This window comes from Citrobacter sp. wls826, assembly GCF_005281245.1.
In the GTDB taxonomy this organism is placed as follows: Bacteria; Pseudomonadota; Gammaproteobacteria; order Enterobacterales; family Enterobacteriaceae; genus Citrobacter; species Citrobacter braakii.
In genome coordinates, this window is sequence record NZ_SZWS01000024.1 from 96,634 (window position 1) to 106,479 (window position 9,846).

A 9,846-nucleotide genomic window follows, 5' to 3' on the forward strand; every position below is an offset into this window, starting at 1 on the left:
GCGGGGCCTTGGGTAGCTCAACCATTGATTCATCAATCCAACTGCCGCGTGGGATATCGCGAACGGCATAGCCTATCACTTCGCCATAACGCACGATTTCGCCGCGAACAGGAATATCCAGGAGCGCCACTTTATGTCCCTGGGGAATATGTTCAATGAGTTCCAGTCCGTCTGGAAAACGCGTCCCAGCTTTCAGACCATTGTCATTGACAATTATCGCCACATTATCTGTTTCGTGAACTTTAATATAAAACGCCGTTGGCGATTCTTGTCTGATTTCGATGTCGGCCATTGTCCAGTATTCTCCAACAAGGTGGTGATAATAGTGTGGATATTTATATTTTGAATCTAATTATAAGTAATAAAGATTCGGTATCGTGAAATAAGAATGTCAGGAGTTTATCGCCAAGAATGTGATGATGATCACTTAAACTCAGCAAGGCCGCCCCACCAGGGGTAGCAATACGTAAATGTGTGCATTAGCGCCCATGCATGTGTGCATATGCCCAAAACATTATTTTAATGACGCATGTTTAATGAGCGCTTGCACAATGATTAACATGGCGCTGCTGATTATACTAAATCACGGTTTCATAGCGTCTGATAAATTATTATGCGTTCTTATTATCAGTAATTTATCACCAGGAATATCTACCCAATAATAATAAAAATTTAATGTGCCCGAGGTAATTAGAATGATTCTGGATACAGTTGTCGAGAAAAAGAAAGGTACGCACACCCGTTACTTAATATTGCTGATAATATTTATCGTTACAGCCGTTAACTATGCGGACCGTGCAACGCTGTCAATTGCCGGCACGGAAGTGGCGAAAGAGTTACAGCTCAGTGCCATCTCAATGGGGTACATTTTCTCCGCTTTCGGCTGGGCTTACCTGTTAATGCAAATCCCCGGCGGCTGGCTGCTGGATAAGTTCGGTTCAAAGAAAGTCTATACCTACAGCCTGTTCTTCTGGTCGCTGTTTACCTTCCTGCAGGGCTTTGTCGACATGTTCCCGCTGGCCTGGGCGGGTATTTCAATGTTCATCATGCGCTTTATGCTGGGCTTCTCGGAAGCGCCGTCCTTCCCGGCGAATGCCCGGATCGTGGCGGCCTGGTTCCCGACGAAAGAGCGCGGTACGGCGTCCGCAATTTTTAACTCCGCACAGTATTTCTCTCTGGCGCTGTTTTCGCCGCTGCTGGGCTGGCTGACCTTCGCCTGGGGCTGGGAACATGTCTTTACCGTGATGGGCGTGATTGGTTTTGTGCTCACCGGGCTGTGGGTAAAGTTTATTCATAACCCAACCGATCACCCGCGTATGTCGCAAGAAGAGCTGAAGTTTATCTCTGAAAACGGCGCGGTCGTGGATATGGACCATAAAAAGCCGGGTGATGTGAAGTCAGGCGGTCCTAAATTGCATTATATCAAGCAGTTGCTCACTAACCGTATGATGCTCGGCGTGTTCTTCGGACAGTATTTTATCAACACAATTACCTGGTTTTTCCTCACCTGGTTCCCGATTTACCTGGTACAGGAAAAAGGCATGTCGATCCTGAAAGTGGGCCTGGTGGCTTCGATTCCTGCGCTGTGCGGATTTGCCGGTGGCGTACTCGGCGGCGTGTTCTCTGATTATCTGATTAAACGTGGCTTCAGCATCACTCTGGCACGTAAGCTGCCGATTGTGCTCGGAATGCTGCTCGCCTCGACCATTATTCTGTGTAACTACACCGATAACACCACCCTGGTGGTGGCGCTGATGGCGCTGGCGTTCTTCGGTAAAGGCTTCGGAGCGCTGGGGTGGCCGGTGATTTCCGATACTGCGCCGAAAGAGATTGTCGGTCTGTGCGGTGGGGTATTTAACGTATTTGGCAATGTGGCTTCCATCGTCACCCCGCTGGTGATTGGGTATCTGGTGAGCGAGCTGCACTCATTTAATGCTGCGCTGATGTTTGTAGGGTGCTCGGCGCTGATGGCAATGGTTTGCTACCTGTTTATTGTCGGTGACATTAAACGTATGGAATTGCAGAAATAAACAAAGGTGTAAGCGATGAATAACACGATTTTTCCGAATAAGTTTAAAGCGGCTCTCGCGGCGCAACAGATTCAGATTGGCTGCTGGTCTGCATTAGCCAGCCCAATCAGTACCGAAGTTTTAGGTCTGGCGGGTTTTGACTGGCTGGTGCTGGACGGCGAACACGCACCGAACGACATATCGACGTTTATCCCGCAATTGATGGCGCTGAAAGGCAGCGCCAGCGCGCCGGTAGTGCGCGTACCGACCAACGAGCCGGTAATTATCAAACGCCTGCTGGATATCGGATTTTACAACTTCCTGATCCCGTTCGTGGAGACGGAAGAAGAGGCGGTGAACGCCGTGGCGTCGACCCGCTATCCGCCGGAAGGTATTCGCGGCGTGTCCGTATCCCATCGCGCCAATATGTTTGGCACCGTACCGGACTACTTTGCGCAGTCGAATAAGAACATCACCATCATCGTGCAGATCGAAAGTCAGCAGGGCGTTGATAACGTTGACGCAATCGCGGCGACAGAAGGCGTCGACGGGGTCTTCGTCGGCCCAAGCGATCTGGCTGCGGCGTTAGGCCACCTCGGCAATGCGTCACATCCTGATGTGCAGAAAGCTATCCAGCACATTTTTGCCCGCGCGAAAGCACACGGCAAACCAAGCGGCATTCTGGCCCCGGTAGAGGCGGATGCGCGTCGTTATCTGGAGTGGGGCGCGACGTTTGTTGCCGTTGGCAGCGATCTTGGCGTGTTCCGTTCAGCCACGCAAAAATTGGCTGATTCTTTTAAGAAATAACCCCCTCGACAGTAGAGAGAGATAAAGACATGACAATGAAAGTTGGTTTTATTGGCCTCGGTATTATGGGTAAACCAATGAGTAAAAACCTCCTCAAGGCAGGTTACTCGCTGGTGGTTGCTGACCGTAACCCGGAATCCATTGCGGAAGTGATTGCCGCAGGCGCAGAAACCGCCGCCACGGCGAAAGATATTGCCGAGCAGTGCGATGTGATCATCACCATGCTGCCGAATTCTCCGCATGTGAAAGAAGTGGCGCTGGGAGAGGGCGGCATTATTGAAGGGGCGAAACCGGGGACAGTGCTGATCGACATGAGCTCCATCGCGCCGTTAGCCAGCCGTGAAATCAGCGACGCGCTGAAAGCGAAAGGCGTGGATATGCTGGACGCGCCGGTAAGCGGCGGCGAACCGAAAGCTATCGACGGTACTCTGTCGGTGATGGTTGGCGGTGATAAAGCGATTTTTGACAAATATTATGATCTGATGAAAGCGATGGCAGGTTCCGTGGTACATACCGGTGATATCGGCGCGGGTAACGTCACCAAGCTGGCGAATCAGGTGATTGTGGCGCTGAACATTGCGGCGATGTCGGAAGCGCTGACGCTGGCGACCAAAGCGGGCGTAAACCCGGATCTGGTGTATCAGGCGATCCGTGGTGGGCTGGCGGGAAGCACCGTACTGGATGCGAAAGCGCCGATGGTTATGGACAGAAACTTTAAGCCGGGTTTCCGTATCGACCTGCATATTAAAGATCTGGCGAACGCGCTGGATACCTCTCATGGCGTTGGCGCTCAGTTACCGCTGACTGCTGCAGTCATGGAGATGATGCAGGCGCTACGCGCTGATGGGCTGGGCACCGCCGATCATAGCGCACTCGCATGCTACTACGAAAAACTGGCGAAAGTGGAAGTCACTCGCTAACAAGAAGGGCGCGGATGCGCGCCCTGTATTTCTTGCCTTGCGCGGCACTGTCAGGCTACATAACTATGAAAATCGTAATTGCCCCAGACTCTTATAAAGAAAGCCTTTCTGCCACCGAGGTAGCTCAGGCAATAGAAAAAGGATTTCGGGAAATTTTCCCCGATGCGCAATATGTTTCTGTCCCGGTTGCCGATGGTGGTGAAGGAACGGTCGAAGCCATGATTGCCGCTACGCAGGGGAGTGAACATTCAGCGTGGGTGACAGGGCCGCTGGGCGAAAAAGTGAATGCCTGCTGGGGCATGTCTGGAGATGGTAAAACCGCGTTTATCGAAATGGCGGCAGCCAGCGGTCTGGCGTTAGTTCCTCCTGAAAAGCGTAACCCGTTAGTCACCACGTCGCGCGGCACCGGGGAGTTGATCTTACAGGCGCTGGATAGCGGTGCGCAGAGCATCATTATTGGTATTGGCGGCAGTGCGACCAACGACGGCGGCGCGGGTATGGTGCAGGCGCTGGGGGCGAAACTCTGCGACGCCAACGGGACAGAGATTGGCAACGGTGGTGGAAGCCTGGAGAGTCTGAACACCATCGATATATCGGGCCTGGATCCGCGCTTAAAAACCTGCTCAATTCGCGTGGCCTGCGATGTGACTAATCCACTCACCGGTGATACTGGCGCTTCGCGCATTTTTGGCCCGCAGAAAGGGGCGACGGAAGAACGCATTATCGAACTGGACCGCAATCTGTCTCACTATGCCGACATCATTAAAAAATCGCTGCGGGTTGATGTGAAAGACGTTCCTGGCTCTGGTGCGGCTGGCGGAATGGGCGCCGCGTTAATGGCTTTTTTAGGTGCGGAGCTGCGCAGTGGTATTGAGATTGTGACCCAGGCGCTCAATCTGGAAGAGCATATTCATGACTGTACGCTGGTGGTGACCGGAGAAGGGCGGATTGACAGCCAGAGCATTCACGGCAAAGTGCCGGTGGGTGTGGCGAATGTCGCGAAGAAGTACCACAAGCCGGTAATTGGTATTGGCGGCAGCCTGACGCGCGATGTGGAGGTGGTGCATCAATATGGTATCGATGCGGTGTTTAGCGTATTAACCACCATCAGCACGCTGGAAGAGGCCTTTCGTGGGGCATTTGATAATATTTATCGCGCTTCAAGAAACATCGCCGCCACGTTGGCGATAGGAATGCGCAGTGCGGGGTGACAATGCCCCGCAAACCCTCTATACTGCGCGCCGAAGCTGACCAGACAGTCGCCGCTTCGTCGTCGTCCTCTTCGGGGGAGACGGGCGGAGGGGAGGAAAGTCCGGGCTCCATAGGGCAGGGTGCCAGGTAACGCCTGGGGGGGAAACCCACGACCAGTGCAACAGAGAGCAAACCGCCGATGGCCCACGCAAGTGGGATCAGGTAAGGGTGAAAGGGTGCGGTAAGAGCGCACCGCGCGGCTGGTAACAGTCCGTGGCACGGTAAACTCCACCCGGAGCAAGGCCAAATAGGGGTTCACAAGGTACGGCCCGTACTGAACCCGGGTAGGCTGCTTGAGCCAGTGAGCGATTGCTGGCCTAGATGAATGACTGTCCACGACAGAACCCGGCTTATCGGTCAGCTTCACCTCTTTATAAAACCCCGCTTCGGCGGGGTTTTTGCTTTGTAGGCAGACTGTCCACGACGCTATACTCAAAAGAACGCGGCTTATCGGTCAGCTTCACCTCTTTATAAAAAACCCGCTTCGGCGAGGTTTTTTGCTTTATAGACTGGATAAGACGTTTACACTGCCATCCGGCAGACGTTTTTCCTGTCGTGTTGTAGTTGGTTCACCACGAATCTGGCCTTTATTTCCCATTCATCTCATCGTTATTTGACCTTTATTTACGCACTGAACTTCTTTTATCTAAGGGAATGTCTTGCGGGATATTTCATTTTTTGTGATGACTAGCACAAAACGCTGCGCGATACGTTTTTATCGAGAATAATCGAACGCAATCGATCGCCATCACAAAATTACTGGCTGATAAATTGTACAAAACTACTGTTAATGCAATGTTGCATGTGATGATTATTTGTATGTTTTGGTTTAAATATTAATAAATGCAATGTTTCTTTACAAACAAATAAGGCTAAAAAACGTGATGCGTAACGTTATTTGACCACTATAAACGATAAAATATAATTATATTTGATAAGTTGCTTATTAAATTTAAGCGCTGTTTTGCCTGGTAATTACTCTGTAATTGATTGAAATATAGCCTTTCGTGGTTTTAAGAAATAGCAGGAGAAATGGTGTTGTTATAGCCATAAAAAATCGTTATCCCCCCATCTTTTTTTGATTAAAGTCAGGATAAAGTGAGATCGATATTTCATATCTATATGATTATTAAGTGATTTCAATTTAAATAATAGTCTTACAAAATGTAAGTCAAGGGGATTTGTGAGTGGTAGCACATATCCTCGTTCGCTTAATTTGGTACACTTCCTGCCGTCAACAAAGTAATTAGCGCAGGTCGATATGAATACTATTACACTCCCTAAAACACAGCACTTAGTGGTCTTTCAGGAAGTCATTAGAAGTGGTTCTATCGGCTCAGCTGCAAAAGAATTAGGTTTAACTCAACCGGCTGTCAGCAAAATCATTAATGATGTAGAAGCTTATTTCGGTATTGAGTTAGTCGTACGCAAAAATACTGGTGTGACTTTAACTCAGGCAGGTCAGGTTATGCTCTCATGGTCTGAATCTATTACCCGTGAAATGAAGAACATGGTTGATGAGATGAACAGCATGACGAGCAATGCGGTCGTTGATGTGTCGTTTGGCTTTCCTTCACTGATTGCCTTCACCATCATGTCCGGCATGATTAAAAAATTCAAAGAAGTGTTCCCGAAAGCGCAGGTTTCCATGTATGAAGCTCAGCTCTCCTCGTTCTTACCTGCGATTCGTGACGGGCGTCTGGACTTCGCGATCGGTACGCTGAGTGATGAGATGAAACTGCACGATCTGCATGTTGAACCGCTCTTTGAGTCAGACTTCATCCTGGTTGCCAGCAAGTCCCGAACATGCACCGGCATCACCTCGCTGAGCGCGTTGAAAAACGAACAGTGGGTGTTGCCACAAACGAATATGGGGTACTACAGTGAACTTCTAACCACGTTACAAAATAATGGCATCAGCAGTGAAAACATCGTTAAAACAGACTCCGTCGTTACGATTTATAATCTTGTTCTCAATGCTGATTTCTTAACAGTAATTCCCTGCGATATGACCACACCATTTGGCTCAAACCAGTTTATTACTATCCCGGTAGAAGAAACCTTACCCGTCGCGCGTTATGCCGCCGTATGGTCGAAAAATTATCGAATTAAAAAAGCAGCATCTATTTTGGTGGAATTAGCCAAAGAGTATTCATCATATAATTGTCGGAGACGAAGGCAATTAATTGAAATTGATTAAAGATTGAATTTGTTTTAACACGAAATCAACGCCATCTGTCTATATCTGACAATGGTCACGGCTATCTATTTACTTTAATACCCTAGTAAGAGGTTCTAATGCACATTACATACGATCTCCCAGTTGCAATTGAAGATATCCTCGAAGCGAAAAAAAGACTGGCGGGGAAAATTTATAAAACGGGAATGCCTCGCTCTAACTATTTTAGTGAACGTTGCAAAGGGGAAATTTTCCTCAAGTTTGAAAATATGCAGCGTACCGGTTCATTTAAAATCCGTGGTGCGTTTAACAAGCTCAGTTCATTAACCGAAGCTGAAAGATGTAAGGGCGTGGTGGCTTGCTCTGCAGGTAACCATGCGCAAGGGGTTTCTCTCTCCTGCGCCATGCTCGGAATCGACGGCAAAGTGGTCATGCCGAAAGGCGCGCCGAAGTCTAAAGTTGCTGCAACCTGCGATTATTCCGCAGAGGTTGTGCTGCACGGCGACAACTTCAACGACACCATCGCTAAGGTTAGCGAGATTGTGGAAACTGAAGGCCGTATCTTTATTCCGCCATATGATGACCCGAAAGTGATTGCTGGTCAGGGCACTATTGGTCTGGAAATTCTGGAAGATCTGTACGATGTCGATAACGTGATTGTGCCAATTGGCGGTGGCGGACTGATTGCTGGTATTGCGGTGGCAATTAAATCTATTAACCCGACTATTAAAATTATTGGCGTACAGTCTGAAAATGTTCACGGCATGGCGGCTTCTTTCCACGCTGGAGAAATAACCACGCACCGAACGACCGGCACCCTGGCGGATGGTTGTGACGTTTCCCGCCCGGGTACTTTAACGTATGAAATTGTTCGTGAGTTGGTGGATGACATTGTCCTGGTCAGCGAAGATGAAATTCGCAACAGCATGGTGGCATTAATTCAGCGAAATAAAGTTGTGACTGAAGGTGCCGGCGCGCTGGCTTGCGCAGCATTATTAAGCGGGAAATTAGATAGCTATATCCAGAACAGAAAAACAGTCAGCATTATTTCTGGCGGTAATATCGACCTTTCTCGTGTATCTCAAATTACTGGTTTAGTTGACGCTTAATATACTTCGTTGAGGATAGGATATGAGTACTACTGATAGCATTGTATCCAGCCAGACAAAACAGTCGTCCTGGCGCAAATCGGACACCACCTGGACACTGGGTTTATTTGGTACAGCCATCGGCGCCGGGGTGCTGTTCTTCCCTATCCGCGCAGGTTTTGGCGGACTGATCCCCATTCTGATAATGCTGGTGTTAGCATACCCCATCGCCTTCTATTGCCACCGTGCGCTGGCACGCCTGTGTCTTTCCGGTTCTAACCCTTCCGGTAACATCACAGAAACGGTTGAAGAGCACTTTGGTAAAACGGGCGGCGTGGTTATCACGTTCCTCTACTTCTTTGCGATTTGTCCGCTGCTGTGGATTTATGGCGTCACCATTACCAACACCTTTATGACCTTTTGGGAAAACCAGTTGCAGATGCCAGCGTTAAACCGTGGCTTCGTGGCACTGTTCCTGCTGCTGATGGCATTCGTCATCTGGTTTGGTAAGGATCTGATGGTTAAAGTGATGAGCTACCTGGTATGGCCGTTTATTGCCAGCCTGGTGCTGATCTCTCTGTCTCTGATTCCTTACTGGAACTCTGCGGTTATCGATCAGGTTGATCTCAGCAATATCGCTCTGACTGGCCATGACGGCATCCTGGTTACCGTGTGGCTGGGTATTTCCATCATGGTGTTCTCTTTCAACTTCTCACCTATCGTTTCTTCCTTCGTGGTCTCTAAACGTGAAGAGTATGAGAAAGATTACGGTCGCGAATTTACTGAGCAGAAATGTTCAAAAATCATCTCTCGCGCCAGTATGCTGATGGTTGCCGTGGTGATGTTCTTTGCCTTTAGCTGCCTGTTCACGCTCTCTCCGGCAAACATGGCGGATGCGAAAGCGCAGAACATTCCAGTACTGTCTTACCTGGCGAACCATTTCGCTTCACTGTCCGGTTCGAAGTCCACCTTCGCGACCGTTCTGGAGTACGGCGCTTCAATCATCGCACTGGTTGCTATCTTCAAATCTTTCTTCGGCCACTACCTGGGCACGCTGGAAGGTCTGAACGGTCTGGTGCTGAAGTTTGGTTACAAAGGCGATAAAACGAAGGTTTCCGCTGGCAAACTTAATACCATCAGCATGATCTTCATCATGGGCTCCACCTGGGTTGTGGCTTACGCCAACCCGAACATCCTGGACCTGATTGAAGCAATGGGCGCGCCGATTATTGCCTCTCTGCTCTGCCTGCTGCCGATGTATGCCATCCGTAAAGCGCCGTCACTGGCGAAATACCGTGGGCGTCTGGATAACGTGTTTGTTACCGTGATTGGTCTGCTGACTATCCTGAACATTGTCTACAAACTGTTTTAATCCTTAAGCTCAGGATGAGCGGAGTAGTGAAATGAATGAGTTTCCGGTAGTACTGGTTATTAACTGTGGTTCGTCTTCCATTAAATTCTCAGTGCTGGATGCAGCGAACTGTGAAGTTTTAATGGCGGGAATCGCGGACGGTATTAACTCTGAAAATGCGTTCATAGCAATTAATGGAGGAGAGCCAGCTAAGCTGGCTCACCACAGCTACGAAGACGCA

7 protein-coding genes, 1 other RNA gene and 2 pseudogenes are annotated in these 9,846 nt (G+C 49.3%); 9 read left to right on the plus strand and 1 reads right to left on the minus strand.

Features of this window, described 5'->3' with window-relative positions; translation table 11 throughout:
* Positions 1–292, minus strand: a pseudogene (locus FDW87_RS21845) (UxaA family hydrolase); the annotation flags it as partial.
* Between the two features lie 403 nt (positions 293–695).
* Between FDW87_RS21845 and garP the strand changes: the two are divergent.
* The 9 genes and pseudogenes from garP to FDW87_RS21850 form a co-directional block, all read left to right on the plus strand.
* Entirely contained in the window at positions 696–2,030 is a 1,335-nt protein-coding gene (gene garP / locus FDW87_RS05545; RefSeq protein ID WP_003024898.1) for a galactarate/glucarate/glycerate transporter GarP, read from the plus strand.
* A gap of 15 nt (positions 2,031–2,045) precedes the next feature.
* Positions 2,046–2,816, plus strand: coding sequence for a 2-dehydro-3-deoxyglucarate aldolase (gene garL / locus FDW87_RS05550; RefSeq protein WP_005131731.1), 771 nt, complete (start codon positions 2,046–2,048; stop codon positions 2,814–2,816).
* A gap of 29 nt (positions 2,817–2,845) precedes the next feature.
* Positions 2,846–3,736 (plus strand): 2-hydroxy-3-oxopropionate reductase, encoded by an 891-nt coding sequence (gene garR, locus FDW87_RS05555; RefSeq protein ID WP_016154635.1) that lies wholly within the window; start codon positions 2,846–2,848, stop codon positions 3,734–3,736.
* A gap of 65 nt (positions 3,737–3,801) precedes the next feature.
* Positions 3,802–4,947 (plus strand): glycerate 2-kinase, encoded by a 1,146-nt coding sequence (garK, locus tag FDW87_RS05560; RefSeq protein ID WP_032931837.1) that lies wholly within the window; start codon positions 3,802–3,804, stop codon positions 4,945–4,947.
* 32 nt (positions 4,948–4,979) lie between these two features.
* Positions 4,980–5,356, plus strand: an RNA gene (gene rnpB, locus FDW87_RS05565) — RNase P RNA component class A.
* 892 nt (positions 5,357–6,248) lie between these two features.
* Positions 6,249–7,187, plus strand: a complete 939-nt coding sequence (gene tdcA / locus FDW87_RS05570) for a transcriptional regulator TdcA (RefSeq protein ID WP_003828596.1) — start codon at positions 6,249–6,251, stop codon at positions 7,185–7,187.
* A gap of 98 nt (positions 7,188–7,285) precedes the next feature.
* Complete coding sequence (tdcB, locus tag FDW87_RS05575) at positions 7,286–8,275, plus strand: bifunctional threonine ammonia-lyase/L-serine ammonia-lyase TdcB (protein ID WP_003828594.1); 990 nt, start codon at positions 7,286–7,288, stop codon at positions 8,273–8,275.
* A gap of 22 nt (positions 8,276–8,297) precedes the next feature.
* Positions 8,298–9,626 carry a threonine/serine transporter TdcC gene (gene tdcC, locus FDW87_RS05580; RefSeq protein WP_137379510.1) on the plus strand — a complete coding sequence of 443 codons (1,329 nt, stop codon included), beginning with the start codon at positions 8,298–8,300 and terminating at the stop codon, positions 9,624–9,626.
* A gap of 31 nt (positions 9,627–9,657) precedes the next feature.
* Positions 9,658–9,846: pseudogene (locus FDW87_RS21850) on the plus strand (propionate/acetate kinase); the annotation flags it as partial.